Below are 23,749 nucleotides of genomic sequence, written 5' to 3' on the forward strand. Positions count from 1 at the left end.
GCGGATCTTGAGGGTGAACCGGGGCGAACGGCCCGTGCGCGAACGGGCCGGTATGCCAGGATGGGCCGCATGTCTTCCGATCTTGAGAGTTCCGCCGGGCCCGCAGACCAGGCTGTGGCCAACGACTACGACAGCTTCGCCGAGGCGTACGCGGCCGAGACGGAGTCCAACCTCATCAACGGCTATTACACCCGGCCCGCGATCCTGGACCTGGCCGGGGACGTGGCAGGGCGGCGGATCCTTGACGTCGGCTGCGGTGCCGGCCCGCTGCTCGCGGCGTTGCGCGACCGGGGTGCCATCGTGACCGGCGTCGACTCCAGCACGAAGATGCTGGAGCTCGCCAGGCAGCGGCTCGGCGACGGCGCGGTCCTGCTCCCGGCCGATCTACGCAGCCCCCTGCCGTTCCCCGACGGCGCGTTCGACGATGTCATCGTGTGCCTGGTGCTGCACTACCTGGAGGACTGGAAGGCACCGCTGGCCGAGCTGCGGCGCGTGCTGGCGCCCGGCGGCCGACTCATCGTGGCCGATAATCATCCCTTCGTCAGTCAGAAGCTGGCCGGTCCCGGTGCCAACTATTTCGCGACCCGCAAATGGTCCGAGGAGTTCACCTTCAGCGGTCAGAGCGCCGAGCTGACTTTCTGGCACCGGCCGCTGCACGCGATGACCGACGCTTTCACCGCAGCCGGCTTTCGGATAGCCGTCATCAGCGAACCGCGCCCCGCGCCAGGTGCCCGTGAACTCTTCCCCGACGAGTTTGCGAACTTCCCCTCCGGGGCCTTCCTGAGCTTCCTGTTCTTCGTCCTGGAGGCCGCCTAGCGCTGTGGCCGGAAACGATCACCGGGTTTTTGCTGCGTGATGGACGGTGAGGTCACCGTACGTCGACAGAAGCGCGGCGATGTCGCCGGGCTTGCCCCGGAGTGTGGCGTCCAGGAATGCGGCGCTGGCCGCGGCGGTGATATGCGGTCCCCGGGTGCGGCCCAATGAGCCGACGAGTGCGGGCATGGGTGGCATGTAGAGCGGCGCGTCAGTGAAGGTAAGATGCGCCGTACCAGGGACGGTGACCCGGTAGCTCGTCGTGGTGCTGAGCTTGAGGACCCGGGTGAGGCGTGGGATGTAGATCGGGTTCTCAGCTGGGTCCACAGGGTGGGTGAGCGCGAGTACTGGCTGGTGAAACGGTCGTGGGGCGGGGTCGTAGGGGAAGCCGTCCAGGTTGATGACGGCCACGAACCGGGGATCTTGGCGGGCGGCCTGCAAGGCGGAGCCTCCGCCTATGGAATGCCCGGTCGCCGCAGCCCGATCGGTGTCGAGGCGCCCGGTCAACGGGCCTGGGATATCGCCCCGGTCGAGACGGCCGAGCTGAGTGAGGGCGAAGCTGAGATCGGCGGCTCGAACCGCCGTCCAGCCGGCTGCCAGCCTCTCGTCCTCGGCCCGATCGCCGGTGGCTCTGATCCGCGTGCGGATCGTTCGGCCGTCGGCGACAGTGACAGCGGCCGAGTCGTAAGGGTGATCAAGAGCTGCGACGACGTAGCCGCGGCTGGCCAGTTCCTCTGCCCAGGCGGTGTTCTGGGTGCGCACTCCGCCCAGCCCGGGGGAGAACAGTACGAGGGGGAATCTTCCGCCTCCGTCGGCCACCGCCGCATCGAACACCGAGCTTGTGTGGGCGCGCGGAATCTCATCGAGCAGGAAGCCGGGCACGCCGAGGTAGTCGGCCAGGCCCTGGGAGACAACACGCGCCTCTTGTGCGGTGCGTCCGAGATACTGTGCCCGCTTGAGGTCCGCAGGGCTCTTCTGCGCGGGATACCAGAGTTGGACCACAACCGTGCGCCGGTCATCGGGCTCGGAGGTGGCGGTCTCGGGGCGATCCGGGTCGGTCCACTGCATCACGGTGGTGCCGACCGCGTACTGGCCCGACGGCTCGGGGAACACCGGCAGGGGTAGCGCCCACACGGCCACTGCGCCCCCCGCGATCAGAGCGAGGCACGCCGCCGATCCCGGCAGGGCCAGCCACCACCGGGCCCGCCACGCGGGTCGTCCGGTGGGCCGTCGCAGCAGTGGGGGAGCGGCGAACAGGAGCGCGATCGCGGCGCCTGCGAGTACAGGTAAGAGCTGCCAGCGCACCCCAAGCACGATCAGCGCCGCTCCGGACAGCACGACAGTCACCATCGCGGCGAGTGTGACCGGCCGGCGGGCGCCGACCGGGAACCAGCGGGCCAGTACCAGTGCAACGGCACCCAGAAAGACCAGAATCTCTAGGGGCGACATGCTAAGTCCCCCGACTGCCTCAGTCATTTGACCATCCTTGAGGAGGGACTGGTGTCGGCACATCCACCTCAAGTCGCCGGTTATGTGCCACCTAGGTCGGACTGCGCGGGTCATCTGACTACCTAGGTCGCATTACGCCGGTCACTTGCGCGGGGACCAGGATGAAGCAGCGGATCAGCTCCGAGAGGATGATCCGCGATGTTGCGGAGGGTGTTGGGACTGTCGAGCGAGTCCAGGAAGGCGTCGGCCGTCACCCGGACGGTCAGCGCCTTCCGGCCGACAGGGGGGTGGACCTGCGATGGGACCGGAACGCACGCCAAGCCGGTTCCACCACAGGTCCACCCCCGCATCGAGGAATTGTGGCGGGGCCGACAGGTCGATGCCTCTACGGAGCCGTACCTTCCTGACCCGCATATCCGTTGTTTCCTGCGCCGTCACTACCGGGGCCCCGGTAACGGGGATGGTGGAGTCGGCGGACGGGTCCGAGACCGGTCCCGGCGGTGACGACGAGGGCCTCCCGGGTGGGAGGCCCTCGCGGTGCCGGCGCCACGCCGGCGGGGCCTCACCTCATCCGGCGCGGGCCCGGCGTCCGGACATCAAGGTCACTGGAAGCGCCACAGCTGGGCGTCGTTGGGCGTGGTGCAGGTGAAGACCTTGGCCAGCGTCCCGAGGGTGTCCAGGCACAGGGTGGGGTCCAGGGCCGACCTCAGCTGGCCGAAGCCCACACCCGTGGACGGGATCTCCCCCTGGTGCAGCCAGCGCTCACCGGCCAGGCGGCTGGGGTCGCAGGTGTGCTGCACCACCTGCGCGCCGAACGCGGCGGACTCGTTCCTGACCTCGACGCACTTGCCGCTGCCCCGGTTGGCCAACTGGTAGACGAAGGCGCCGGAGCCGTCGACCGACAGCAGGGTCGGCAGCCACAGCTGGGCGTCGTTGCCCTTGCAGGTGATGCGCTGGAGCAGGGCGTTCTCGGCGGTGGAGGCATCCTTGACGTCCAGGCACTTGCTCTGCTCGGCCTCCTGCACCTTGAAGAAGCCGCCGAGGGCCAGCGGCCCCGGTCCCGGCGGAGGCGCCACCGGCCCTCCGGTCGGCTGCCCCGGCACCGACAGCGGCGCCGGCTGGTCGGAGGCGTTCGCGGCGGTCGGCACGAGACAGGCGGCCATGGAGATCGCCGCGGTCAACAGCAGCGGCGCCGCCGCCCGCCGCCCGGTCCGCGGCGCGGAGGAACGTCGTGCGCGTCCGGAGAAGATCTGGTTCATGTGCGTTTTCTCGCTTCCTGTTGCGGGTTTCGGTTGGTGTCGTGCTGGTGCTGGTCAGCTGCCTTCCTGCACCTGGAAGATGTGGTCGGCGACCAGCCCGTGGGCCTCGCGGTGCACCGCCGCGGCCGCCTCCGCCGACGGCGCTTCGACCAGGCAGAAGATCTTGCCCTGGCTCTCGTCGACCCAGTAGCGCAGGTAGCTGACGTCGTGTCGGCCCTGCTGCTGCAGGTCCGCCTTGTGCGCCTGGGCGACGTCGGTCATCGCGACGCCTTGGGCGATGGTGTGGACGTCCATGTAGAGCGGCATGCAGGGCCTCCCGTTCCGTGGTGAGTCCCGCCAACCGTAAGGACGGGGGCCGGGGGGCCGGATCGGGAGCGGTTCCCTATGTTGCGCCGCGCGTTGCCTAGATTTCCCGCGTGCTCAGGCTTCCGTGGTGGCCTGGATGTGCGCCTCGGTCAGGCCGAGGCGGACGGCCTCCTTGGCGGCGGCGGCCCGGCTGGGCGCGCCCAGCTTGGCGAGGATCGCCGAGACGTGGTGGCCGGCTGTCTTGACCGAGATGAAGAGCTCGGCGGCGATCTCGGCGTTGGAGTGCTGCGCGCAGACCAGGGCGAGCACCTCCCGCTCGCGCCGGGTCAGCCCGGAGGGATGCTCCCGCGTGGCCGCGCGCGGCCCGGCCGGTAGCGACCGGACGCCGAGCCTGCGCAACTCCTGCCTGACGATGCGCGCCGCGGGGAAGGCGCCGAGGTCAGTGAGGATCCGCAGGGCCTCGCGCAGCTCCGGCTCCCCGCTCGCGCCGCACAGGGCCAGCGCGGCGTCATAGCGGCAGCCCAGCTCGGTCCAGGCCCGCGCCGCCCTGGCCGGGTCGCCGTCGAGCTCCAGCCGGTACGGCTCGGGAAACGTTCCTTGCGGCGCGCGAGGGGAGCCGGTGCGCGCCAGCCAGACCGCGACCGCGCCGCGGTCCCAGGCGTCGGACGGAGCGGCGACGTCATGGGCCAGCTCCGCCTCGCGCCGCGCCTGGGCCGCCTTGCCCTCCAGCCAGTACGCCTCGGCCCGGGTCAGCCGTACAGGGACGATCTGCTGCGGCTCACCGGTGCGGTCGGCCAGGTCGGCCGCCTCGTCGAGGTGCTCCCAGACACCCGGTTCGCCGCGGCGGGCCAGGACCGAGCCGATCCTGCGCACCGTGCACATCCGGTTGGACGGGGACCGGCCCACTGTGGCCAGGATGCCGGCGCTGATCGCCAGCGACTCCTCCCAGCGTCCGGTGCGTTCCATGACGGTGGCCTGCTCGCCGCGCAGGCATGTCCCGTACGTGGGCAGGTCGTGCTCGTCGCAGTAGGCGATGCCCTGGGCCAGGCACCGTTCCGCCTCGGCGAAGCGCCGCCGGCCGCTGTGCATGGCGACCAGGTTCGTGAACGCCCGGCCCGCCTGGTCCTGGTGCCGCCCTGCCAGGGCGACCTCCAGCGCGCGGTGCATCCGGTCCTCCCACGCGCCGCCCCGGATCCAGGCGCACGCGGCCCGGGTGTTGAGCGCGTCGCTGAGCACGTCGGTGGCGCCGAGCCGCTCGGCCAGCTCCTGCGCCCGCAGCGCCAGGCCCTCGGCCATGTCGTGCTCGTAGCGCAGCATCCGGTGGTTGGCCAACGAGGCGTACGCCCAGGCCAGCTCGGTGCCGGGCCCGAGCGGTTCCAGGACGGACACCGCGGCCTCGGCGGCGGACACCTCGCCGTGGCACAGGTTCCACTTGATGCGTGACAGCCGTCGCAGCGCGGCGCCCTCCCGCAGCCGCTCGCCTGCCTGGCGCCACTGCGCCAGCGCGCGCTCGCACGCCTCGGCCGCGTCCTGCCACTGGTCGAGCAGCACCGCCTCGTCGGCCAGTCCTTCGCACAGCTCGGCCACGGTCGCGGCGTCCGCCTCGGCCGCGAAGCGCAGGGCTCGCCGGTACTGTGCCGCCGCCTCGCGGTGGGAGGCCAGCCACGCGGCGCGGCGGGCGGCGGCGGGAGCATGGCGCAGGACCGCGGCGGCGTTCCCCGCCGCCTCGGCGTGGAAGGCCATCCGGGCGTCGTCGTCACAGCCCAGCGCGGCCAGCGCCGCCAGGACCAGGCCGTGGATCGTGCGGCCCCGGCGTGCGGGCGCCGCCCCCTCCACCGCCAGCCGGGCGATCTCATGGCGGAAACGCAGCCATTCGCCGTCGCCGGTCACCAGCCCGCACGCCAGCAACTCGTCCACGGCCGGGGCCGGGCACGGGGTCACCGCCTCCAGCAGCCTCCACTCCACCCTGGTCCCGGTCAGCGCCGCGACGTCGAGCACCTGGCGGGCCGCGCTGCTGAGGCGCGCGGCGCGCGCCAGGACCGCGTCCCGCGCCGACCCGGGAACCTCGTGCATGCCGGCCTGGACGACCTCGGTCACGTAGAACGGGTTGCCGCCGGTCATCCGGTGCAGCGCGTCGGCGTCGGCGTCGCTTCCCCCGGCCAGCTCGCGTACCGCCTGGGTGGACAGGGGCGCCAGGCCGATGCGCCTGGTCGAGCGCTGCGAGGCCAGATCGCCCAGGGTGACGCGCAGCGGATCGGCGGCCGCCAGGCCGTCGTCGCGGTAGGTGGCGAGGAGCAGCAGCGCGCTGCCGCGCAGCCGCCGGCCGAGGAAGCGCAGCAGGTCGAGGGTGGCCTCGTCGGCCCAGTGGATGTCCTCCACCACGACCACGTCCAGCGTTCCCGGGTCGCCGACCTCGCGCAGCAGCCCCCGGAACAGCTCCTCACGTCCGGCGCCCGCGCGGCACAGCTCCAGCAACGGGCCGCCCAGCCGCTCGGCCAGGTCGAACAGCGGCCCCAGCGGGCGTGGAGTGAACAGCCCGTCACAGGCTCCCCACGACCACCGCGCCGCCGGCAGGTCCTGCTGGAACCGCTCGACCAGCGCCGACTTGCCGACGCCCGCCTCGCCCGCGACCAGGACCAGCCGCCCCTCACCACGCTCGGCCTCGGCCGCGTACTCGGCCAGCGACGCCAACGACGACTCCCGCTCCAGCAAGCGCATTCCCGTAGTATCCGTCAGCGCGGCGCGGCTGGTAAGGGATCTCCCGGTCCCCGTCAGGCCGGGGGCTGGTCGCCCGGCCCGGGTTCAGGCGGCAGCCGCCGCCACCAGCTTGCGTCACTCGGATCGGGGTCGGAGCTCGCCTTTGAACCGGTCGAGCAGGTGGGTCCGCAGCCCGGCGGCGTCATGCGGTGCCACGGATGTCACCCGGACATCCTGGGAGTCACGCCGGCGGCCGGGCGAGTTTGGCGGCCACGGCGTCGAGGACCCAGTCCAGGCCGGTCGCGAAGGATGTCTCAGCATCCACCTCCGTGCCGTCGTGCACGAACTTGGCCAGCGCGGGGAAGCGGCCCGTGGCCAGCATCCTCGTCACATGCGGGCCGGAGGCGAGCTGCCAGTCACGCTCGGACAGGCCCGTGGCGCGTTCGGCCCGCAGGTTCGCGATCTCGCGCCTGATCGCGCCGGTGAAGTAGGCGCTGACGGTCTCCACGGCGCGCATGACGGTCTCGAGGTCGGCGAGGCCGTCGAAGGCGGCCAGCGTGGCCTCAGTCACGGCGAGGGCGTTCGGGCCCAAGGCCGGACGGCCGCCGAGCAGGTCGGCCAGCCATTCGTGACGGAGGGTGGCCTGCCTGGTGCGGTGGGCGCGGACGCGCAGCACCTCCCGCCAGTCACCGGGCTGCTCCTCGGGGAGGATCTCGGCGTGGACCTCGTCCACCATGAGGTCGAACAGCTCCTCCTTGGTGGAGATGTATCCGTACAGTCGCATCGGGCCGGCCTCCAGCCGGGCGGCGACCTTGCGCAACGACACCGCCTCCAGCCCGCCCTCGTCGGCCAGCGCGATGGCGGCGGCAACGATTCGCTCCCGGTCGAGCGGCGCGGGGCGAGTCGGCGGCTCCGGCCGATCCCACACAGTCATGGTTACATCGTACTGTTGCGATACGCCGTAATAGGGCAATACAGTGTATCGATATGAGACATCGTATCGCCGTGATTGGGGGCGGCCCCGCCGGCCTCACCTTCGCCCGCGTCCTGCACCGCCACGATCACCCCGTCACCGTCCTCGAACGCGACCCCGCCCCCGACTCCCGTCCTCCGGGCGGCACGCTGGACCTGCACGAAGGGATGGGCCAGCTCGCGCTGGGCAAGGCGGGGCTGCTGGCGGAGTTCCAGGCGCTGTCCCGGCCCGAGGGGCAGGCCATGCGCATCCTGGACGCGGACGGGACCGTCCTCCGCGACTGGCAACCCCGTCCGGGTGACCGGGCCAATCCCGAGATCGACCGCGGGCAGCTCCGTGACCTGCTGCTCGGCCCCCTGGACGTTCAGTGGGGGCGGGGCGTGACGGAGGTGGTGCCGGAGACCCGGGACGGCGTGCTGGTCCGTTTCGCGGACGGGCGAGAGGAGACGTTCGACCTCGTGGTCGGCGCGGACGGCGCCTGGTCCCGGGTCCGCCCGGCGGTCTCGTCCGCGACGCCGCACTACACCGGCGTCACCTTGGTCGAGACGTCCCTGGACGACGTCGACACCCGCCACCCCGACCTCGCCCGGCTGATCGGCGACGGTTCCATGGCTGTGTACGGCGTGAACCGCGGCCTCGTCGCCCAGCGCAACAGCGGCGGCCACGTCAAGGTGTACGCCCAGTTCCGCGCGCCGCTGGAGCGGCACACGGACCTGGACCGGCATATGGGCCTGAACCGGCGCGCGGGCCTGGACGCGGGCCTGGAGGCGAGCCTGGACCTGGCCGACGTCGAGGCCGTGCGATCAAGCCTGCTGGCTCTGTTCGACGGCTGGGCCGCTCCCGTCCTCGACCTCCTCCGCCACGGCACCGCTTTCGTCCGCCGCCCCCTCTACGCCCTGCCCGTGTCCCACACCTGGGCCCACGTCCCCGGGGTGACGCTACTGGGCGACGCCGCCCACCTGATGCCCCCATTGGGGGTGGGCGCGAACCTCGCGATGCTGGAAGGCGCCGAACTCGCCGAGTCCGTCGCCGCCGCCCCCGGGCCTGGCGATCTGGACGAGGCCGTCCGCGTCTTCGAGGAACAGATGTGGGCACGGGCCGGCGGGTGGGCGAAGATCACGATGGCCGGTCTGGAACGCCTCGTGAGCCCGGACCCCACCGAAGCCCTCGCCTTCTTCGACGAAATCCAGCCATCCTGACTGTCAAACGCGAGAGCACCGGCACCAGCAGCTCGCCACGGCTTCACGGGGCAGCACGGCACCGCCGCGGTTCCTTCCGGCAGATACCGGGCTCAGTCGAGACAGCCGAGATGCGGGCGATACCGGCCATGAGCGGATCTTGAAGGCGCCGGCCTGGGCAGACGGCAGCTCGCACATAGGGTTGAGCACCGCCCCGACTTCCGAGATTCCGCATCCCGGGGCATCGGAGAGGCTCCAGCCCGCTTCCGGGACTACGAACATGATCGGCTCGTGGCCGCTTCTGGCCGTATCTCGGCCGGACTTGTCGATCGCCCCAACCCCCTACGGGGCCGGCCCCGACGGGCGACCGTCACGGCCCCGCCACGACCCCCGGAAGACGGGACGCGGCCGGGGCCGGGGGTCGGGCTCGACGTCATGAGCAAGCGGCAGGTGGAGTTGATGGGCGGCCCGGGCCGGGATCGCCGGCTACGGCCGCCGGTCCGGGGGCGTGTGCACGCTGACCTGTCGCACGTCGGTGGTGCCGAAAACCTGGATGCTCCTGCCTTCTTCCCAGGTCAAGTGTTGTCGTGGTGCTGATCCCGGGGGTGCCGTCGTCCTACCGGTAGGAGCCCTCGGCGAGGTCGGCGATCGCGCCGTCGCGCTGGGGACGCCAGCCGAGCTTGTCGCGTGCGGCGTCGCCGCTGACGCTCTGGTCGAGGGCGAGGGCGTCGGCGAACAGGGCGCCGAGCGCCTCACGCGCCTGGTCAAGCGGCCAGCCCTGCGGTTCAGCCTGGACACCGGCGGCGCGTCCGGCCGCGGAGGCGAGGTCGCGGACGGCGACCGCGGTCTCGGCCACACCGTGCCAGAGCGACCCGGCGGGTGCCCGCTCCACCGCGGCGACGAACAGGTCGGCGAGGTCGTCGACGTGCACCATGGGCCAGCGCGCCGCCTCTTCCCCGACGAACCTCGGCGCCGCGTGTTCGCGGGCCAGGTTCACCAGGAGAGCGGGAATGCCGCCACCCCGGCCGTGCACGATGCCCGGGCGGATCACCAGGGCGCGCACACCGCTCTCGGCGGTGTCGAGCACCTGACGCTCGATCGTCGGCCGGTATCCCACGATCGGGATGGGATTGGCAGGGGTGTTCTCGTCAACGGGGCCGGGTCCGGTGGCTCCCAGCACCCAGACACCGCTGGTGTAGACGAAAGCCCGCCCGGTACCGCGCAGCGGATCCGTCAGCGCGGCGATCGCGGCGGCGTCAGTCTCGGCGTCTCCGGTGGGCGTCGCCATGTTGATCACAGCGTCTATGTCGGGGGTCACCGCCTGGGTGAGCGAACGCGGATCGGTCAGGTCGCCGACACGCTTTTCACGCCCGTTCTCCGGGCGGTCGTCGGTGGCGCGGGTCAGTTCGACGATCTGGTGTCCGGCCTCGTCCAGATGGTCCGCGACCGCCGAGCCGAGGTAACCGCCGGCACCGATAAGCAAGATCTTCATCAAAGTCTCCCCTCGAAAATTTCGATGTCGAAAACTTAAATCACGGTGTTCGCAAGTGTCAAATCCTTCGATGTCTAAGTGTTAGCCTCTGTGCAAAGCCACGCTCAGGACAGCTCAGGACAGGACTCACGATGACGACCGACGGACTCCACGACGGAGTGGACGTGATCATCAGCCAGTGGCAGACGGCGCGCCCCGATCTGGACTGCTCACCGATGGAGATCATCGGTCGCCTGTCCCGGGTCTCCCGCCTCCTCGAACGCGCCATCAGGGACCACTTGTCCGCGTACGACATCGAGCCCTGGGAGTTCGATGTGCTGGCCACCCTGCTGCGCTCCGGGCCGCCCCACGTCCTCAACGCCGGCGAACTCAGCACGGCGGCGATGGTCAGCTCGGCCGCCCTGACCAACCGCATCGACCGGCTCGAGAAAAAGGGCCTGGTCGACCGCGCCGTCGATCCGGCCCACCGGCGCCGCGTCCTGATCTCCCTCACCGATCAAGGGCTGAGCCTGGTCAACAGGCTCGTCGAGCATCACGTCGCCAACGAGCGGCGGCTCCTGGAGGGCCTGAGCTCCGCCGACCGCGACCAGATCACCGTGCTCCTGCGCCGCCTGCTCGTCTCCCTCGGCGACACGGGGCCGGACACCTCCGCCACCGGCGCATGCTGAGAACGCGTCGCGTCACCGTCTCGCAGCTGGTCGCCGAGGTGGGCGAGCCATCTGAACCGTGATCACACCGGCGTGACGCGACGCGTTTCCGGGCGGCCGGATCGCCGGTCATCCGCGAAAAGTCCTGAGAGGAACCCGCGAAGTCCCGAGAAGGCGGGGAAGGCCGTCGTCAATGGAGGAGCGTTCAGCTCATTCCCGTTCGATCGGGAGGCGTGGAGGAGCGTCCGGCTCGATCGGGATGAGGGCGGCCGTGGAGACCGGAACTCCAGCGGTCGTGGTGGACGGCGGCCCACAGGGGGCGCCGATCCCGCCAGCCGTTCCGCTCGAGGTCGGGGACGGTCTCCAGGTGGGTCACCGGCCCCACGCACAGCCACGCGACGGGGCGGATCGGCGCGGGGATGGCGAGAAGGTCGTTCAGGAACGGCTCGCGGTAGAACGACACCCAGCCGACACCGAGATTCTCGGCGGTGGCGGCCAGCCAGAGATTCTGGATGGCCAGGCACACCGAGTACAGGCCCGCGTCGGCGATGGCGTGGCGGCCGAGAACGGCGGGGCCGCCCCGATCCGGGTCATAGGTGACCACGATCGACAGTGTGGACTCCAGCACTCCTTCGATCTTGATCCGGGCGAACCGCCGTACGGCGGAGGCGTCAAGGGTCGCGGCGAAGACCGCGCGTTCATGCTGGACGTGTCCGTGGAACGCGGCGCGGACGGCGGGGTCGCGCACGACGATGAAGTCCCAGGGCTGGGAGAGGCCGACGCTGGGCGCGGCGTGGGCCGCCGACAGGATCCGGTGCAGGGCCTCGTCGGGGACGGGTTCACCGGTGAACTGCGCGCGCACGTCACGGCGGCGGTGGATGACGTCGTAAAGCTGGCTGTCCATGGGCAGGCTCCCGCTGCGTTCGTGCCCCTTTGCGGGGCTATGAGCGCAAGGCCGGTCTTCGGACTCCCGGATCGACGCCTGACCACCCGCCTTCCCAGCCCTCGCGGGCCAGTGGCTGCGCATGCGCGCGTGGGCGGCGGCTCCCCGGTCACCGCGGCGGGCCCGTGCCGGAATCACACCGGCTTCCCGATTCTCCTCACCGACGCGAGGCACCTTGCAACAGTTCGCCGCTCAGTACGCTAGCGGATTCCCGACCTCACCGCGCCGCTCACCCGGCGACGGCCAGGGATCATGCGATAAGGACCGTCCCCCCGGGCATTCCAGCGAAAGGGGAGACCACCGTACGGGGTGAGAGCCCCGCAGAACCTCCGTGTCCGCCGGCGTGCGGAAGAACGCCAGGAAAGCACCGGTGAGCACGACGATCACGAAGCAGGAGATGAGCAGCTCGTCCACCGACCTCTTACCGGACCACAAGTTTCCGATTCAATAGGCGTCGGAGCGCAACAGGTCAGCTAGCCGGAGTGTCAGTGGGGGAGCGACCACCGGGACGTGGGGGTCGGGGGCGTCAGCCTGTTCTGGCCGGCCTGGGGCGGGCATTGCGCAGGCGGATGCCGCTCCAGCCCAGAGAGCTGGTGGTCACCGCATCCCAGAACGCCCAGAGGTTGTCCAGCACTCTGAGCTGGATCCCGGCCTCCTCGTGCAGCTGGGGCAGACTGCCGACCGGTTCGGGCGGGCCGAGCGGTTCGACGGGCTCGGTGGCGACCATCGCGTTCGGCACCGGCTCACCGATCGGGACGAACTTCTCCGCGGGCAGGCGGTAGCCGTACAGGCGCACGGTCAAGAACGCCTCCAGCCAGCCGTACTCGATCGCATGGATGCGCCGCCCGCAGCCGGCACCGATGATCCGTTCCCGGTCGGCGTCCGTCGTGTCCGGCACGGTCCAGGCCATGGCGCGCGGGCACTGGCGGGGAAACCAGTAGTCGGGACAGCGATCGGCCGACACAGCCCACACATATGCCTCCGGCTCTTGTGCGGTGGTTGCCACGTGGGGGACAAACCGGGTGATCTCCGGGTCCTCGGAGAAGTGCAGAACTTGACCTGGTCTGGGCCGCATGACCCGTGTCTACCATCGTGGCCCAAGGGCGAATCCCTTCCCGGAAGGTCGGTGTGGCAGGGAGGGTGGAGCGCTGGTCGGCGGGGCGGCCGTCGCGCAGGTGGTCGGTGGGGACGCGCCAGGCGGTGAGGCGGACCTGGCGTCCGCCTTCGGCGGGGCCGTGGACGACGTACTCGCCGATCGGTTGGGGGACGGCGTGGGGCGATGTGACGCTCACTGACGAGTGACCTGGTCGAGGGCGGCGGAGAGCTGTTTGAGCGCCTCGATGACCTGCTTCAGCCCGTCGAGGCCGAGCTCGTCCACCACCCGGTCCGCCAGTGCTTCCAGGTCGGGGTCGATCCGCTCTATCGCGGCCATGCCCTTCGCGGTGGGCCGCAGCAGCTTGGCCCTGCGATGGGCGGGGTTGGGCTCGTACTCGGCCAGGCCCTGGTCCACCAGCAGATCGGCGGTCCGCTGCACGCCCTGCCTGGTCAGCCCGCGGAGCCGGGCGATCTCGGCCACGGACATGGGCTTGTCGGGGACCGCGCTCAGTACCTGCCACCAGGCGACGGTCATCCCCGCCGGCTTGGCGAGCGTGTCGCCGGCGCCGAGGAACTGCCCGTTGAGGCGGTAGACGGTGAGCGCGGCCTCCGACAGCAGATCTCCTGTCTTGCTCATATGTCCGATGGTGCCATCAGCGCTTCGAAGGCCGAGGCGTCGTTGTGTGCGAACAGCCGGTGCCAGGCGTCTAGCACCTGGGGGGTGTACAGGTCCAGCTTGGCGAAAATCTCGCGGGCGAAGTCGACCGGTGCGGTGGGGGTGCCCGTGATGAGGTCTCCGTCGGTCACGGCGGGCGCTTCGACGTAGCGCTCCGCGCCGCCGTAGCCCTGCTGCGCCTGCAGGTACGGCAGCGCGGCGCTGGTGTGGCCCCGAGTGTCGAAGATCCCTTCGCGAGCCAGCCCGGCCGTCGCGCCGCAGATGGCCGCGACCGGCACGCCCGCTTCCAGTAGGTCGTGGGCCTTGCGGGCGAAGGGGGAGAGTTCGTCGCCTTCGTCCCAGAGTGCGGCGCCGGGCAGGATGAGCATCGCCGCGTCCTTGATGGAGTCGAGCGAGACGTCGGGGGTGACGCGCAGGCCGCCCATGGTGGTGATCGGGTCGGTCGTGAGACCGACGGTGACGAGCTCGTAGCGGCCGGGTTCCCTGTGGTGGTGGCCGTTTCTGATGTGGGCGGTGGCGTGTCCGGTCTCCCAGTCCGCCATGGTCTCGTATACCGCGTGGTAGATCTTGTTCATGACAGCATCTTGTCATAATGACAATATGCTGTCAATGAGCCGCGAGAAGACGGATCCGGCCGAGGTGTGGGGGAGGGCGGCCATGGATCGATCTTTGAGCCGCTGAGCCGGGAAAACTGCACGACCTCACCGGAGGGCCGTACGGCTGGGGGTGTCGTCGCCGAGAGAGGCCGTCGTCGCGGATCGTCGTCTCTCGCTGGATCCGATGGATTCTCGCGACCCAGGCGCTCTCGGGTCGCCCTCTCCGCATTTACATACATGATGCATGTATGTATTGTCGTCGGCGTCACCATCACCTGAAGAAGGGGCGGTCATGCGGGCGATACAGCAGTCGGCGTGGGGAGAGGCCGAGACCATGGCGTTGGTCGAGGTGGAGGAGCCTGCGCCGGTGTTCGGCGAGGTGCTGGTCAGGGTCATGGCGGCCGCGGTCAATCCGGTGGACGTCTTCACGCGCCGGGGGCAGGCGTACAACCGGGTGCTCGACCTGCCGTTCATCAACGGCTGGGACGTCCAGACCGCCGCGTTCCTGCGCACCTTTCCCGATTACGGGGTGGAGCTCGAATATCTCGTCGCGGCGCGGCTCGCGGTCTGGCGCAAGCAGGCGAAGGCGGTGGCGTGATGACCACGTACGTGCTGGTTCATGGGGCCTGGCACGGCGGCTGGTGCTGGCGGCACGTGTCCGCGCGGTTGCGAGAGGCCGGCCATGAGGTCCACACTCCGACGCTGACCGGTCTCGGCGAGCGGGCCCACCTGGCCGGCCCCGAGATCGGCCTGCGGACGCACGTGGACGACCTGCTGGGCCTGCTGAGGTATGAGGATCTGCGGGATGTCGTGCTCGTCGGGCACAGTTACGCCGGCTTGGTCGTGCGCGAGGCCGCCGACCGTGTGCCGGAACGCGTCTCCCAGATCGTCATGGTCGACGCCTGGGCGGGCCGGGACGGGGAGTCGCTGGACGATCTGGCTCCCGCGTTCTTCCTCGACTGGATCGAGTCGGTCACCGTGGACGGCATGATCCCGCCCTCCCCGGCGGCCGCCGTCGGCGTGACGGAACCGGATCAGGTGGCATGGCTGGAGCCCCGGCTGACGGCCCACCCCCGGCGAACGTTCTCCGAGCCGGCCCGGCTGTCCGGGGCCGTCGACGCGATCGCGTGCCGAGCGGTGCTCTGCACACCCGGCGGCCCCATGCCGTTCGCGCGGCTGGCGGACGAGAACGGCTGGGCGGCGACCGTCCTGGACGTCGGCCACGACGCCATGGTCACCGCACCGCAGGTGCTGGCGGACATCCTGCTGCAGCACGCGTACACGTCCTGAGCCGGGCGCAGGCCATGCGGTCCGCCACCGAAGTGAGGATCGGCCACCTGCTGCCGGCCCGGCTCACGCTCGGCACCGCGACACTGCCGCCTCCGCTCCGGCATCCGATCTTGTCGCGCGTCGACCCGCCGCCTTGGACCGGCTCGCCGATGGGCGCCTGATCGCGGGCCAGGTCCCGTCGCTGCCTCACGTGCAGGGCCCGTGACGGCTGGGAAACACGTCCGCCGCGCATGTCCTTCTATCCTTGGGCGTAGAACAGGAGGAGATACGCGGGTGGCAGGGAACACGAGTGTGCGCCGGAGCCAGCACGAGCGCACCAAGGCGACCATGGGCGCGCTGGTGGCGGCGGCGCGCGAGCTGTTCATCGCCGATGGTTTCTCCGCCACCGCGGTGGACGCGATCTGTGCCAGGGCCGGCGTGACACGTGGCGCTTTCTACCATCACTTCAGTAACAAGGAGCACATCTTCCGCGAGGTCTACGCCGCCGACCAGAAGGACCTCGCATTGATCGTCCGGCAGGCGTTCCAGGCCCAGCCGGATCCGTGGGACGGGATGTCGGCGGGCTGCCGGCGCCTGCTGGAGGCATCCCTCGAACCCGCCGTACGCCAGATCACGCTGGTCGAGGCGCCGGGCGCGCTCGGCTGGTCTGCCATGCGAGACATCCAGGCCGGATGCAAGGAGCAGATGCGGCGCGGGCTGGCCATCGCGATCGAGGCCGGGTGCATCCCCGATCGGCCGTTGGACCCCGCCACCTCGCTGCTGTACGGGGGGATCTGCGAGAGCGCCCTGGACATCGCACGGGCCTCGGATCAGCGGGCCGCGTTGGAGGACTCGCTGGCCGAACTCGACCTGGTGCTCGCCGGCGTCGCTCACCGTTCTGCTCCAGGCTGCGCGCACAACGAGCAGCGGGGTGCCGTCTGACCGCGCGGTCCTCCAGCTCCAGCTCCGTGAGCCGCCGTCCCTCCTCGGTCAGCCGTTCCGCCCTACGACCGCCTCGGTGGACTCGCGCATTCACTCAGCCGGCCTGTCCCTGACTGCGAATTCGTCGTAGGTCCGGGGACGGACGGGTGGGAGTGGTCGCGGCCGGGCTGGTCCGATCAAGGAGGGTTCGAAACCGTCAGGCCAGACGGTGCTCTCGTCGAAAACCACCCGTTTCAGGGAGGCGCCGGTCAGCACGGCTCCGCTCAGAGTGGCTCCGCGGAGATCGCTGTAATCGAGGCGGGCGCCACGCAGGTTGGCGTTACGCAGGTCAGCTTTGCTCAGATCGGTGGCGCGCAGGTCGATGCCCTCGGCGATGATGCCGGTCAGGACGGCGTCACGTAAATCGGCCTGGTAGAGGACCGCGTCGGGGAGGACCGCCCCGGCCAGCCGTACTCCAGTCAGATCTGCACGGGTCAGATCGGCTCCGACGAGGGAGGATTCGGTGAGATCGCTGAAATGGAGATCCACATCCTGGAGCCGGGCGGAGGCGAGGTTGGCCTTGGGCAGGACCACCCGGTCCAGACCAAGCACCTGGCCTCTCACTGATTGGCGGCGGCCGAGAACGGTGAGTGCCGCGTGGAGGTCCGGAGCTCGGAGGGAGAGGTTGACCGAATCGTCGGGGGTCGCGGCCGTGTGCTGGGCGTCCTGGGCGTTTCTGTGAGGGTGGCGGGTGCGGGTGCCGATGAATGCGGTGAGGATCTCGCCGATGGTGCGGCGGTCAGCTGCGGAGGAGTGGGCGATGCGTTCCAGGGCGTAGATGCCGCCGAGTCGGACGTCCACGCTGGAATCGCCCAGGTGGGCGATCGCGGCGGCGAACGATTCGGTGGCCTGGCCGTGGCGGCTGAGCTGGAGCTGGCGCCAGGTGAGGTAGGCGCCCATCAGAAGCACCAGGCCGCCTACTCCCTGGAGCAGGGCTGTACGGATGTTGTTCACGGCGGCCGCGTAGTCGGCCGGCGGTTGCGCGGATCCCAGGTCCCAGGCGAGCAGGTGACGGGGGAGCAGGATGGCACAGGCCAAGGCGGCCATGCCCAGGAGTGCGGTGACGATGAAGGGAGCCGAGAGCCGCTGGCGCCAGGACGCGCCGACGCGGGCGATCTTGTCCGTTCGGATGGGGTGGCGGGGGAGCGGGGGCGTGCGGTCTTCGATGCGCGTCATGGCCTCACCGAGGGTCGGGCTAGGAGGGTTGCATCGGTCGAGGCTCCACTGTCTCGTGGAGTCAACTATCTCGTGGAGTCAACGCGTTCAATCTAGATCCACGTGGCTCACCGGACCACATGGTTGGGGTGCCGTTAAGAAACGCGTCGGCCCGCGAGAAGTCTGAGCGCAGGAATCAGCGGTAGGAATGATCATGGGCAGCTGTCGCAGACAGTGGGTGAGTGTCTGCGGCTTCTGGCCTCGCACTCCCTGCGGAGCATGGACGGGAGACCTTCGGGGATGGCTGACTCCGCATGGTCACCTGCGATAACGATCTCGGTTCGCCGTGCGAGCGATCACGCAGCGTACAACCGCATGATTCGGTTCCGATGTTCCTCAGCCCCCGGATCCTGCAGGTGGTGCGCGACCTCGGCACGGCCCGGGTGACCGACCTCGCGGAACGGCAGCGCCGACAGAGGCCGCATCGATCGACTCGGCAGCGGGGTCTGAATCCAGCCCTTGGCGTCCGCCGCCGATATGGCGCTGTACCAGGCGTCGGCCATCTTGGCGTAGCCCGCGTCCGTCGGGTGCGCGTCGTTCTGCAGTCCGAGGGGCATCACCCGCAGCGAGGAGGGACGTGAGGGCCGTAGCCCACCCCAGTCCCCCGTCGCTCCGTTGAGGGAACAGACGGAGTAAGCCGAAAGGGTTAGTTAACAGGGCTGGTCAGAGCCCTTGATGGCAGCTCATGCAGCGGGCGGTGAGATCTGCTTCGACAGGGTGAGTCGCTCGGCGCGGGGGTACCGCTCAGGTCGTCTTCTCCGTGTCGGTGGGCAACGGACGGGAGGGGGTTGGCGCGTTGTTCAGTGCGGTGTTGGTGCGGCGGAGCATCGTGATGATGAGCACGGGGCCGATGGCGAGCAGGAGGGCGAGCGCGGCGTAACCGTAGGTGAGGCTGGTCATTGTGGCGATGGCGGCGACCAGGAGCGGGCCGCCCGCGTCGCCGAGTTCGCGTCCCAGTTCGGCGGCGCCCATGGTCTGGCCGAGGCGTTCGGTGGGGGTGGAGGCGGCCAGGGCGGCGAACCCCAAGGGAGTGATCAGGCCGGTTCCGGCGCCGATCAGAGCGGCGCCGGACAGCAGGCCGGGCAGGCCGGGCACCATGGCGCAGCCCAGGCCCGCGGCGGTGAGCAGCAGTCCTGCGGTGATGCCGCCGCGTGCGGTGATACGTCCCTCGTCGAGGGCGCGTCCGGTTCTGGGCTGGACGAGGGCGGCGCAGGCGGCGAGCACCGACACCGCCGCTCCGGTGGCGATGGTGCCCAGGCCGGCCGCGGCGCCGGTGACGGGCAGGAAGCCCACGCCGACCGACAGTGCGGCGGTCGCCGCGGCCAGTGCCGCGGTCGGGCCGAGGAAGGCCGGATCGGCGAGGCGTCTGGCCAGATCGAGCACCGTCTGCCGGGTCTTGGGCAGCGGGGGTACGGCCGGGACGGCGAGCAGGGCCCAGGCGGCGACCGCCACGCCGAGCACCGCCAGTACCGCGAACAGCAGCCGCATTCCTCCGGCCCACACCAGCACGCCGCCGAGCAGCGGGCCGAGGGTGTAGCCGATGGACTTGTGAAAGCCGTAGGAGCCGAAGGCGCGGCCGTGCTTGGCCGCCGGGTTGAGGCGGGCGACCAGTGCGGAGGCCGAGGGGGAGAAGGCGGAGGCCGCGGCGCCCTGTCCCAGGCGGGCCGCCCACAGCCAGCCGGGGCTGTCGGCGATGGCGTAGGCCGCCGAGGCGGCGGCGAAGGCGATGAGCCCGCCCAGCAGCACCGGGCGGGCTCCGATGCGGTCGGCGAGTGTGCCGAACAGCGGCTTGAGCAGCACCTCGGCCCCGTCGTACAGGGCCAGCAGGCCGCCCAGCACCAGCAGCGAGGTGACCGCGTCCTCGGAGAAGCCGCCGAGGTTGGCGGCGATGCCGTGCGCGCCGAAGGCGGTGGTGAACCCGGCCGCGTACAGCGGCCACATCTGCCGACGTGGCGCCGCCCGGGGAGCATCCGCCGAGTTCATGGATTCTCCGGTGATGTCTGGTGCAGGGCGCTGAACACCTTTTCCGCGTAGTCCTCGCAGGCCGCGACGCACTGCTTGAGTCGCTCGGCGGCCTCGGCCGCCTCGGGTGCCCCGAACACGTCCCGGGCCGTCAGGTCCCGGTGCCAGCGGCGCAGCCGCTCCAGGCTCTGCTCCTCTTCTTCCAGTTCGGCCAGCGTGAACTTGGCGTTGCGGATCTCCTTGGCCAGTTCCTGGTCGAACTTGCCGCAGTCGGCCAGGAACTCGGTCCAGTCCGCGGAGCGCGCGGCGGTGAACAGTGCCTGCAGGCGGGTGGCGTCCTCGGGACCATGGCCGGATGCGCGCATGGTGATGGCCTGGCCTTTGGCCTGTTCGGTGAGTTCCCGCACGCGTGCCAGACCGTGGGCGAAGACCGGCACGTCCGGTACCGTCCATACGCCCTGGCCGAGCGACACCGCGCCGATCTTGCGCAACTCCCGCCAGGCTGCCACTCGGTGCCGCGATGGCTCCGCGGGCAGTTTGATCACCAGGATCAGCCAGCCAACATCTGCCTTTACTGTCACACTGGGGAATGTAACATGGATTACATCCAGCTGGTGAGGGGGAGGGCTGGAGATGCGACGAAGGCGACAGCGGCGGCAGGGACGCAACGGTGTGAGTCTCCGAGCCCAACCGGGCCTGTCAGGCGGTGAGCACTCCGGTGCCGAGCGGGGTGAGGATGACGGCCGCCCCTCACCCGCCGGCCAACAGCGGTACATCATGATCGCGCCGCTGTCCGCTGTCCTGCCCGTGCTTGCGCGGCTGTGGGGACTGAGCGGTGGATCCGGCTATCTCACCATCGCGATGCTGGTGTTGCTGGAGAACTTCGGCGTCCCGGTGCCCGGCGAGACCGTGCTCATCGCCGGCGCGGCCTACGCCGGCCAGGGCCACCTCAACATCGTGGCCGTCGCCGCCGTGGCGTTCTTCGCCGCGGTGATCGGCGACAACATCGGCTATGGCATCGGCCGTGCCGGCGGCCGCCGCCTGGTCACCCGCTACGGCCGCTACCTGCTGTTGACCCCCGCCCGCTTCGCGCGAGCCGAACGGTTCGTCGCCCGCCACGGCACCAAGATCATCATTGGGGCGCGGTTCATCGAAGGTCTGCGCCAGCTCAACGGCGTCATCGCCGGCACCACTGGCATGCCCTGGCGCCGCTTCCTCACCTACAACGCCCTCGGCGCCGCCCTCTGGGTCGCCCTGTGGACAATCCTCGGCTCCTACGCCGGCCGCCACCTGGTCACCATCGAAGACGACCTGCGCCACTACCAGTGGTACGCCATCACGGCACTCGCCCTGCTCGTCGGCGCCTACGCGGGCCTCCACCTCGTCCGCCGACGACGACATGCCCGCCACGACCCCCGGTAGCCCTGACGGCGACCCGCCCACGGCGATCAGGCGCCGCCGGACGGTAAACGTACCGGCCTCGCCCGGCTGCGCCAGGCCAAGAAGGCCCGCCTGGCCGGCGTGCGAGGCGAGGGCCTCACCAGCCGCACCGTGTTCCTCGGCGTTCCTCGGCCGCATCGACCTGGGGCGCATCGAGCGGCACCGGGAGGACATCCCGCGGACCATCGGGTCGATCCGCACCGGCGCGGCCCGCGCCTGTGAGGTGATCCGGATGCTGTCGCGCGATGGCTGCCCAACCCCGTCCCGTGAGAGCCGGCCCGGTGTTCACGGGACGGGGCCGATCTGGGCTAGTTCCTGCTGGCGAGGGTGTGGGCGACCAGGGCGTTGGCGTGGCCGTGACCCAGGCCGTGCTCGGTCTTGAGCCGGCCGACGAGTTCCATGTGCTTGGTCAGGGGTGAGGCATTGATGAGGTCGATCCACTCCTGGACGGGGCGGCCGTACTTGGTCTCGATCGAGGGGAAGTAGCCGGCGGGGTTGCCCTTGACCGGTGTGGCCATGTTCTGCGGTCCTGTTCCGTCGGTGGTGGTCAGGCCAGGGTGGCGTGGATGATGTCGGCGCTGGTGGTGGCATCGGTCGCCAGGCCCTGGTGGTCGCCCGGGAAGACCAACGGCGCGGTGTCGAGCCGGTCGGCCAGCACCCGGGCCGACAGGGCGGGGACTCCGTCGCCGGAGGCGGTCCCGACGCCGACGGCGATCGGGACAGAGCCGGAGCGCAGCGCGGCGACGTCAGGGGTGAAGCGCAGTACGGGCAGCAGGATGTGGGACAGGAAGTGGTCCAGGTTGCCCTGGATGCGGCCCATCATCTCCAGCGCCTCGGGCGGCATCTGGGAGGGGTCGGGCATCGGGGGAGGGGTGGCGTTCTCCCCGTCGACGGTGGTGATGAACTTACCCATCGCCGCGCCGGCGCCGTGTTCGCGGTAGGTGTCGTGCACGTCCTGGAAGGCGGCTCGCCAGTGGTCGCGGTCGGGCAGCAGCTCGGGGAGCGGCGGCTCGTGGACGATCAGGGCGCGGACCTGTTCGGGATGGCGGGTGGCCAGGTCCAGGGCGGTGAGCGCGCCGCCGCTGTTGCCCAGCACGTAGGCGGGTTCGGCGGTCAGGGCGGCCAGCAGTCGGGAGGCGTCGGCGCTGAACACCGTGACGTCCTGGTCGGCGGGCGGTCCGGTCAACGGGCTGCGAGACAGACCGCGCTGGTCGTAGGTGACCACGGTGTAGCGGTCGGCCAGCACGGCCGCCAGGGCGGCCAGCGCTCCGGCGTCGGCGGGCGCGCCGGGGATCATCAGCAGCAGCGGCCCGGATCCCCGGACCTCGTAGTGCAGACGCGCACCGGGCACCTGGAGCATCTCGGTCTGGACATCGTTCATGAGGGTGTTCCGTTCTCGTCCGGTGGGGGTGGATCAGAGAGGGGGTGAGTCAGGCGGGCTGGTAGGTCAGGTCGAGGACGCCGTTGGCGAAGGTGGCCGACCGGGCCAGCTCCAGCGGGACCGGTGGGGTGTCCTCGGGGAACAGGCGCATGCCGGCGCCGACCACCAGCGGGTGGACCAGCAGCCGCAGCTCGTCCAGCAGACCGGCCGCCAGCAGGGTGCGGACCAGGCTGACGCTGCCCGACAGCGCGATCGTGCCGCCGGGCTGCTCCTTGAGCTCCTTCACCGCCGCGACCAGGTCGCCCTCGATCAGGGTGGAGTTGTCCCAGGTGACCTGGGTCAGGGTCGTGGAGGCCACGACCTTGCCGATGCCGTTGATCGCGTCGGCCATCTCACCGGTCTGGTGCGGCCACACCGCGGCGAACGCCTCGTAGGTGACCCGGCCCAGCAGCAGCGTGTCGGCCTCGGCGTACATCTGACCGACCACCGCACCCATCTCCTCGCTCAGGTACGGGAAGTGCCACCTCTCCGGCGCCTCCACCACGCCGTCCAGCGAGATGAACAGCCCAGCCGCGATCTTCCGCGCCGTAAGGCCGTCAGTCATGCGATCACTCCTCACACATCACCAGGTGAACCGGCCGGGTGGCCGAACGAGCAGCAAGCTTGTCTTTTACAAGCATGCTTTGTCAACTGAAGTTCGCTATAGGATGTGCAGCATGACGGCTCGTGAGTACGGACAGTTCTGCGGCCTGGCCCGCGCGTTGGAGATGGTCGGCGAACGCTGGATGCTGCTGATCGTCCGCAACCTGCTGTCGGGGCCCCAGCGCTACGGCGACCTGCGCAAGGGCTTGCCCGCCATCCCGACCAACATCCTGTCGACCCGCCTCAAACGACTCGAGGAGGCGGGCCTGGCCTCCCGCCGCGCGCTGCCCCACCCCGAGCGCGCGGTCGTCTATGAGCTCACCGACTACGGACGCGATCTGGAACCGGCGCTGATCGCGCTCGGCCGCTGGGGCGCCCGCACGATGACCGAGCCCCGCCCCGGCGAGGCCATCACCGCCGAATCGGTGGCCATGGCCTTCCGCACCACCTACCGCCCGGAGGCGGCCCGGGACACCACCGTCGGCTATGAGGTGCGCATGGGCGAGTTCACCCTCCGCCTGCAGATCACCGTCGGAGCCCTGACGGTCGGCATCGGTCCGCACCCGGCCCCGGACCTCATCATCGAAAGGCTGAACGACCAGGGGATCCACGCGCTGATGACCGGTGCCAAGACCCCCGACCAAGCACTCACCGACGGCAGCGTGCGGGTGGAGGGCGATCCCGCGCTTCTCCACCGGTTCGTCCAGGCGTTTCGCTTCTGACCAGCCATCCGGC

The 23,749-nt window shown here is 70.5% G+C and carries 25 protein-coding genes and 1 riboswitch; of the genes, 8 read left to right on the plus strand and 17 right to left on the minus strand.

Annotated elements, in window-relative coordinates:
- Window positions 1-60 precede the first annotated feature (60 nt).
- A complete protein-coding gene (locus ACWDS7_RS10645) occupies window positions 61-816 on the plus strand; it encodes a class I SAM-dependent methyltransferase (protein WP_451929051.1) in 756 nt (251 codons plus the stop codon).
- A gap of 18 nt (window positions 817-834) precedes the next feature.
- On the opposite strand, the gene ACWDS7_RS10650 is transcribed toward ACWDS7_RS10645, so the two are convergent.
- The 5 genes from ACWDS7_RS10650 to ACWDS7_RS10670 form a co-directional block, all read right to left on the minus strand.
- Window positions 835-2,289, minus strand: a complete 1,455-nt coding sequence (locus ACWDS7_RS10650; RefSeq protein ID WP_451929052.1) for an alpha/beta hydrolase — start codon at window positions 2,287-2,289, stop codon at window positions 835-837.
- A 575-nt stretch (window positions 2,290-2,864) separates the two neighbouring features.
- Window positions 2,865-3,521 carry an RICIN domain-containing protein gene (locus ACWDS7_RS10655; RefSeq protein ID WP_451929053.1) on the minus strand — a complete coding sequence of 219 codons (657 nt, stop codon included), beginning with the start codon at window positions 3,519-3,521 and terminating at the stop codon, window positions 2,865-2,867.
- 54 nt (window positions 3,522-3,575) lie between these two features.
- On the minus strand, window positions 3,576-3,827 hold the full coding sequence (locus ACWDS7_RS10660; RefSeq protein ID WP_451929054.1) for a DUF4242 domain-containing protein: 252 nt from the start codon (window positions 3,825-3,827) through the stop codon (window positions 3,576-3,578).
- A 114-nt stretch (window positions 3,828-3,941) separates the two neighbouring features.
- On the minus strand, window positions 3,942-6,545 hold the full coding sequence (locus ACWDS7_RS10665; RefSeq protein WP_451929055.1) for an AAA family ATPase: 2,604 nt from the start codon (window positions 6,543-6,545) through the stop codon (window positions 3,942-3,944).
- A gap of 220 nt (window positions 6,546-6,765) precedes the next feature.
- Window positions 6,766-7,458: a TetR/AcrR family transcriptional regulator gene (locus ACWDS7_RS10670; protein WP_451929056.1), complete on the minus strand. Its 693-nt coding sequence runs from the start codon at window positions 7,456-7,458 to the stop codon at window positions 6,766-6,768.
- A 53-nt stretch (window positions 7,459-7,511) separates the two neighbouring features.
- On the opposite strand from ACWDS7_RS10670, the gene ACWDS7_RS10675 reads away from it, so the two are divergent.
- Window positions 7,512-8,696: an FAD-dependent oxidoreductase gene (locus tag ACWDS7_RS10675; protein ID WP_451929057.1), complete on the plus strand. Its 1,185-nt coding sequence runs from the start codon at window positions 7,512-7,514 to the stop codon at window positions 8,694-8,696.
- Window positions 8,697-9,291: 595 nt separating this feature from the next.
- Here the strand turns inward: ACWDS7_RS10675 and ACWDS7_RS10680 are convergent.
- Complete coding sequence (locus ACWDS7_RS10680) at window positions 9,292-10,167, minus strand: NAD-dependent epimerase/dehydratase family protein (RefSeq protein WP_451929058.1); 876 nt, start codon at window positions 10,165-10,167, stop codon at window positions 9,292-9,294.
- 131 nt (window positions 10,168-10,298) lie between these two features.
- Here ACWDS7_RS10680 and ACWDS7_RS10685 point away from each other — a divergent pair, with 131 nt between their 5' ends.
- A complete protein-coding gene (locus tag ACWDS7_RS10685; RefSeq protein WP_306872740.1) occupies window positions 10,299-10,835 on the plus strand; it encodes a MarR family winged helix-turn-helix transcriptional regulator in 537 nt (178 codons plus the stop codon).
- Window positions 10,836-11,019: 184 nt separating this feature from the next.
- Here the strand turns inward: ACWDS7_RS10685 and bluB are convergent, their stop codons facing one another.
- The 4 genes from bluB to ACWDS7_RS10705 all read right to left on the minus strand — a co-directional run bounded on the left by bluB (window position 11,020) and on the right by ACWDS7_RS10705 (window position 14,103).
- Window positions 11,020-11,718, minus strand: a complete 699-nt coding sequence (bluB, locus tag ACWDS7_RS10690; RefSeq protein ID WP_451929059.1) for a 5,6-dimethylbenzimidazole synthase — start codon at window positions 11,716-11,718, stop codon at window positions 11,020-11,022.
- Window positions 11,719-11,750: 32 nt separating this feature from the next.
- A riboswitch (cobalamin riboswitch) is annotated at window positions 11,751-11,950 on the minus strand.
- Between the two features lie 333 nt (window positions 11,951-12,283).
- Window positions 12,284-12,832 carry a DUF6886 family protein gene (locus tag ACWDS7_RS10695; RefSeq protein ID WP_451929060.1) on the minus strand — a complete coding sequence of 183 codons (549 nt, stop codon included), beginning with the start codon at window positions 12,830-12,832 and terminating at the stop codon, window positions 12,284-12,286.
- A gap of 213 nt (window positions 12,833-13,045) precedes the next feature.
- Window positions 13,046-13,489, minus strand: coding sequence for a MarR family winged helix-turn-helix transcriptional regulator (locus ACWDS7_RS10700; RefSeq protein ID WP_306872727.1), 444 nt, complete (start codon window positions 13,487-13,489; stop codon window positions 13,046-13,048).
- Window positions 13,486-14,103, minus strand: coding sequence for a type 1 glutamine amidotransferase family protein (locus ACWDS7_RS10705; RefSeq protein ID WP_451929061.1), 618 nt, complete (start codon window positions 14,101-14,103; stop codon window positions 13,486-13,488). Before ACWDS7_RS10705 ends, ACWDS7_RS10700 begins: the two co-directional genes overlap by 4 nt.
- A 313-nt stretch (window positions 14,104-14,416) precedes the next feature.
- Here ACWDS7_RS10705 and ACWDS7_RS10710 point away from each other — a divergent pair, with 313 nt between their 5' ends.
- The 3 genes from ACWDS7_RS10710 (at window position 14,417) to ACWDS7_RS10720 (ending at window position 16,335) form a co-directional block, all read left to right on the plus strand.
- Window positions 14,417-14,722 carry an alcohol dehydrogenase catalytic domain-containing protein gene (locus tag ACWDS7_RS10710; protein ID WP_451929062.1) on the plus strand — a complete coding sequence of 102 codons (306 nt, stop codon included), beginning with the start codon at window positions 14,417-14,419 and terminating at the stop codon, window positions 14,720-14,722.
- Window positions 14,722-15,414, plus strand: a complete 693-nt coding sequence (locus tag ACWDS7_RS10715; RefSeq protein ID WP_451929083.1) for an alpha/beta fold hydrolase — start codon at window positions 14,722-14,724, stop codon at window positions 15,412-15,414. The genes ACWDS7_RS10710 and ACWDS7_RS10715 overlap by 1 nt, the downstream gene beginning before the upstream one ends.
- A gap of 273 nt (window positions 15,415-15,687) precedes the next feature.
- Complete coding sequence (locus tag ACWDS7_RS10720) at window positions 15,688-16,335, plus strand: TetR/AcrR family transcriptional regulator (protein ID WP_451929063.1); 648 nt, start codon at window positions 15,688-15,690, stop codon at window positions 16,333-16,335.
- A gap of 90 nt (window positions 16,336-16,425) precedes the next feature.
- Here ACWDS7_RS10720 and ACWDS7_RS10725 read toward each other — a convergent pair whose 3' ends face one another.
- The 4 genes from ACWDS7_RS10725 to ACWDS7_RS10740 all read right to left on the minus strand — a co-directional run bounded on the left by ACWDS7_RS10725 (window position 16,426) and on the right by ACWDS7_RS10740 (window position 20,330).
- Window positions 16,426-17,550, minus strand: coding sequence for a pentapeptide repeat-containing protein (locus ACWDS7_RS10725; RefSeq protein WP_451929064.1), 1,125 nt, complete (start codon window positions 17,548-17,550; stop codon window positions 16,426-16,428).
- 335 nt (window positions 17,551-17,885) lie between these two features.
- A complete protein-coding gene (locus tag ACWDS7_RS10730; RefSeq protein ID WP_451929065.1) occupies window positions 17,886-18,146 on the minus strand; it encodes a hypothetical protein in 261 nt (86 codons plus the stop codon).
- A gap of 187 nt (window positions 18,147-18,333) precedes the next feature.
- Complete coding sequence (locus tag ACWDS7_RS10735; protein ID WP_451929066.1) at window positions 18,334-19,572, minus strand: MFS transporter; 1,239 nt, start codon at window positions 19,570-19,572, stop codon at window positions 18,334-18,336.
- The gene (locus ACWDS7_RS10740; RefSeq protein ID WP_451929067.1) at window positions 19,569-20,330 is read right to left on the minus strand and encodes a Chromate resistance protein ChrB; all 762 of its coding nucleotides are present in this window, start codon (window positions 20,328-20,330) and stop codon (window positions 19,569-19,571) included. Before ACWDS7_RS10740 ends, ACWDS7_RS10735 begins: the two co-directional genes overlap by 4 nt.
- Here ACWDS7_RS10740 and ACWDS7_RS10745 point away from each other — a divergent pair.
- Window positions 20,329-20,973, plus strand: coding sequence for a DedA family protein (locus ACWDS7_RS10745; RefSeq protein WP_451929068.1), 645 nt, complete (start codon window positions 20,329-20,331; stop codon window positions 20,971-20,973). The two genes, ACWDS7_RS10740 and ACWDS7_RS10745, sit on opposite strands and share 2 nt — an antisense overlap.
- Before the next feature lie 326 nt (window positions 20,974-21,299).
- Here ACWDS7_RS10745 and ACWDS7_RS10750 read toward each other — a convergent pair whose 3' ends face one another.
- From ACWDS7_RS10750 to ACWDS7_RS10760, 3 genes are read right to left on the minus strand one after another with little or no spacing between them, the layout of a single operon-like run.
- Window positions 21,300-21,509: a DUF4287 domain-containing protein gene (locus tag ACWDS7_RS10750; RefSeq protein ID WP_451929069.1), complete on the minus strand. Its 210-nt coding sequence runs from the start codon at window positions 21,507-21,509 to the stop codon at window positions 21,300-21,302.
- A gap of 29 nt (window positions 21,510-21,538) precedes the next feature.
- Window positions 21,539-22,372 (minus strand): alpha/beta fold hydrolase, encoded by an 834-nt coding sequence (locus ACWDS7_RS10755; RefSeq protein ID WP_451929070.1) that lies wholly within the window; start codon window positions 22,370-22,372, stop codon window positions 21,539-21,541.
- A gap of 49 nt (window positions 22,373-22,421) precedes the next feature.
- Window positions 22,422-22,976 carry a dihydrofolate reductase family protein gene (locus ACWDS7_RS10760; protein WP_306872695.1) on the minus strand — a complete coding sequence of 185 codons (555 nt, stop codon included), beginning with the start codon at window positions 22,974-22,976 and terminating at the stop codon, window positions 22,422-22,424.
- 112 nt (window positions 22,977-23,088) lie between these two features.
- Here ACWDS7_RS10760 and ACWDS7_RS10765 point away from each other — a divergent pair, with 112 nt between their 5' ends.
- Window positions 23,089-23,736 carry a winged helix-turn-helix transcriptional regulator gene (locus ACWDS7_RS10765; RefSeq protein ID WP_451929071.1) on the plus strand — a complete coding sequence of 216 codons (648 nt, stop codon included), beginning with the start codon at window positions 23,089-23,091 and terminating at the stop codon, window positions 23,734-23,736.
- Window positions 23,737-23,749: the final 13 nt, after the last annotated feature.

Source organism: Streptosporangium sp. NPDC003464 (assembly GCF_053588315.1).

Bases quoted from the DNA above. Each gene is read 5' to 3' on its own strand.
- ACWDS7_RS10645 (WP_451929051.1), top strand. From the start codon at position 61: ATGGGCCGCATGTCTTCCGATCTTGAGAGTTCCGCCGGGCCCGCAGAC.
- ACWDS7_RS10650 (WP_451929052.1), bottom strand. From the start codon at position 2,289: ATGACTGAGGCAGTCGGGGGACTTAGCATGTCGCCCCTAGAGATTCTG.
- ACWDS7_RS10655 (WP_451929053.1), bottom strand. From the start codon at position 3,521: ATGAACCAGATCTTCTCCGGACGCGCACGACGTTCCTCCGCGCCGCGG.
- ACWDS7_RS10660 (WP_451929054.1), bottom strand. From the start codon at position 3,827: ATGCCGCTCTACATGGACGTCCACACCATCGCCCAAGGCGTCGCGATG.
- ACWDS7_RS10665 (WP_451929055.1), bottom strand. From the start codon at position 6,545: ATGCGCTTGCTGGAGCGGGAGTCGTCGTTGGCGTCGCTGGCCGAGTAC.
- ACWDS7_RS10670 (WP_451929056.1), bottom strand. From the start codon at position 7,458: ATGACTGTGTGGGATCGGCCGGAGCCGCCGACTCGCCCCGCGCCGCTC.
- ACWDS7_RS10675 (WP_451929057.1), top strand. From the start codon at position 7,512: ATGAGACATCGTATCGCCGTGATTGGGGGCGGCCCCGCCGGCCTCACC.
- ACWDS7_RS10680 (WP_451929058.1), bottom strand. From the start codon at position 10,167: ATGAAGATCTTGCTTATCGGTGCCGGCGGTTACCTCGGCTCGGCGGTC.
- ACWDS7_RS10685 (WP_306872740.1), top strand. From the start codon at position 10,299: ATGACGACCGACGGACTCCACGACGGAGTGGACGTGATCATCAGCCAG.
- bluB (WP_451929059.1), bottom strand. From the start codon at position 11,718: ATGGACAGCCAGCTTTACGACGTCATCCACCGCCGCCGTGACGTGCGC.
- ACWDS7_RS10695 (WP_451929060.1), bottom strand. From the start codon at position 12,832: ATGCGGCCCAGACCAGGTCAAGTTCTGCACTTCTCCGAGGACCCGGAG.
- ACWDS7_RS10700 (WP_306872727.1), bottom strand. From the start codon at position 13,489: ATGAGCAAGACAGGAGATCTGCTGTCGGAGGCCGCGCTCACCGTCTAC.
- ACWDS7_RS10705 (WP_451929061.1), bottom strand. From the start codon at position 14,103: ATGAACAAGATCTACCACGCGGTATACGAGACCATGGCGGACTGGGAG.
- ACWDS7_RS10710 (WP_451929062.1), top strand. From the start codon at position 14,417: ATGCGGGCGATACAGCAGTCGGCGTGGGGAGAGGCCGAGACCATGGCG.
- ACWDS7_RS10715 (WP_451929083.1), top strand. From the start codon at position 14,722: ATGACCACGTACGTGCTGGTTCATGGGGCCTGGCACGGCGGCTGGTGC.
- ACWDS7_RS10725 (WP_451929064.1), bottom strand. From the start codon at position 17,550: ATGACGCGCATCGAAGACCGCACGCCCCCGCTCCCCCGCCACCCCATC.
- ACWDS7_RS10730 (WP_451929065.1), bottom strand. From the start codon at position 18,146: ATGCCCCTCGGACTGCAGAACGACGCGCACCCGACGGACGCGGGCTAC.
- ACWDS7_RS10735 (WP_451929066.1), bottom strand. From the start codon at position 19,572: ATGAACTCGGCGGATGCTCCCCGGGCGGCGCCACGTCGGCAGATGTGG.
- ACWDS7_RS10745 (WP_451929068.1), top strand. From the start codon at position 20,329: ATGATCGCGCCGCTGTCCGCTGTCCTGCCCGTGCTTGCGCGGCTGTGG.
- ACWDS7_RS10740 (WP_451929067.1), bottom strand. From the start codon at position 20,330: ATGATGTACCGCTGTTGGCCGGCGGGTGAGGGGCGGCCGTCATCCTCA.
- ACWDS7_RS10750 (WP_451929069.1), bottom strand. From the start codon at position 21,509: ATGGCCACACCGGTCAAGGGCAACCCCGCCGGCTACTTCCCCTCGATC.
- ACWDS7_RS10755 (WP_451929070.1), bottom strand. From the start codon at position 22,372: ATGAACGATGTCCAGACCGAGATGCTCCAGGTGCCCGGTGCGCGTCTG.
- ACWDS7_RS10760 (WP_306872695.1), bottom strand. From the start codon at position 22,976: ATGACTGACGGCCTTACGGCGCGGAAGATCGCGGCTGGGCTGTTCATC.
- ACWDS7_RS10765 (WP_451929071.1), top strand. From the start codon at position 23,089: ATGACGGCTCGTGAGTACGGACAGTTCTGCGGCCTGGCCCGCGCGTTG.